Here is a 1,308-nt window from a genome sequence, read left to right as displayed (position 1 = left end):
CACCTATTGAGAAGATTAAATATGAAGGTGCCGAATCAACAAATCCTTTCGCATTCCGTTATTACAATCCGGAAGAAGTAGTACTAGGAAAAACCATGAAAGAACAGTTGCGTTTCTCAGTGGCTTATTGGCATACATTTACAAATGATGGGTCAGATCCATTTGGTAAAGGCGTCAATCAAAGAGATTGGTTAACGGATGACCCAATGGAAATGGCAAAAAACAGAGTAGAAGCATCATTTGAATTTTTCGAAAAATTAGGCGTTGAGTATTTCTGTTTCCATGATATGGATGTGGCTCCTTACGGAGAATCATTAGAAGAATTTTTCGCAAATTTAGATATGATCACAGATCTTATTCAAGAAAAAATGGATCAAACAGGAATCAAATTACTTTGGAATACAGCTGACAGACATTCAAACCCAATCTATGTTCATGGTGCTGCTTCAAGTTCTAATGCAGATGTTTATGCTGTATCAGCTGCACAAGTAAAAAAAGGGATCGATATTAGTAAAAAACTAGGCGGTAAAAACTTCGTATTCTGGGGTGGACGTGAAGGGTACGAAAATCTAATCAATACGAATATGAAATTAGAAGAAGAAAACATTGCTCGACTTTACCATATGGCGATTGATTATTCAAATAAAATCGGTCACGAAGAGTTGGTGTTCTTACTAGAACCTAAACCAAAAGAACCGATGAAACACCAATATGATTTTGATGCAGCTACAAGTATGTCATTCTTACAAAAATATGATTTAACCGATCGCTTTAAATTGAATTTAGAAGCAAACCATGCAACCTTGGCTGGACATTCATTTGAACACGAAATGAATGTAGCACGTAACTACAACGCTTTAGGATCACTTGATGCGAACCAAGGAGATATGCTTTTAGGATGGGATACAGATGAATTCCCAACAGATGTCTATTCAGTAACATTAGCTATGGTTGAATTTTTAGAAAATGGCGGAATCGAACCTGGTGGAATCAACTTTGACGCAAAAGTACGTCGTACGTCTTTCGAAATGCAAGATTTATTTTTAGCACATATCGCAGGAATGGATACTTATGCTAGAGGATTAAAAGCAGCTGCCAAAATAAAAGAAACGCGCTTCTTAGATGAACTAAAAGAAAAACGTTATGCAAGTTATGAAACAGGTATTGGTTCAGATATTATTTCTGGGAAAGCAGATTTGGAAACGTTGACAAGTTACGCATTAGAACATAATGACGTTAAAAATGAATCATCTCATATTGAGTATATTAAATCAAAATTAAATGACTACTTGGTTTAGTAAATAATAA

Annotated in this window: 1 protein-coding gene; it reads left to right on the top strand. The window is 35.3% G+C overall.

Annotation, left to right across the window (positions count from 1 at the left end; genetic code table 11):
- Nucleotides 1-5 precede the first annotated feature (5 nt).
- Nucleotides 6-1,298: a xylose isomerase gene (gene xylA / locus J7E16_RS06225; protein WP_214889989.1), complete on the top strand. Its 1,293-nt coding sequence runs from the start codon at nucleotides 6-8 to the stop codon at nucleotides 1,296-1,298.
- Nucleotides 1,299-1,308: the final 10 nt, after the last annotated feature.

Source organism: Carnobacterium sp. ISL-102 (genome assembly GCF_018612935.1).
Classification (GTDB): domain Bacteria; phylum Bacillota; class Bacilli; order Lactobacillales; family Carnobacteriaceae; genus Carnobacterium_B; species Carnobacterium_B alterfunditum.
Note: the sequence above shows the minus strand (reverse complement) of the source record. Positions and strands in the feature narration are given on the sequence as shown.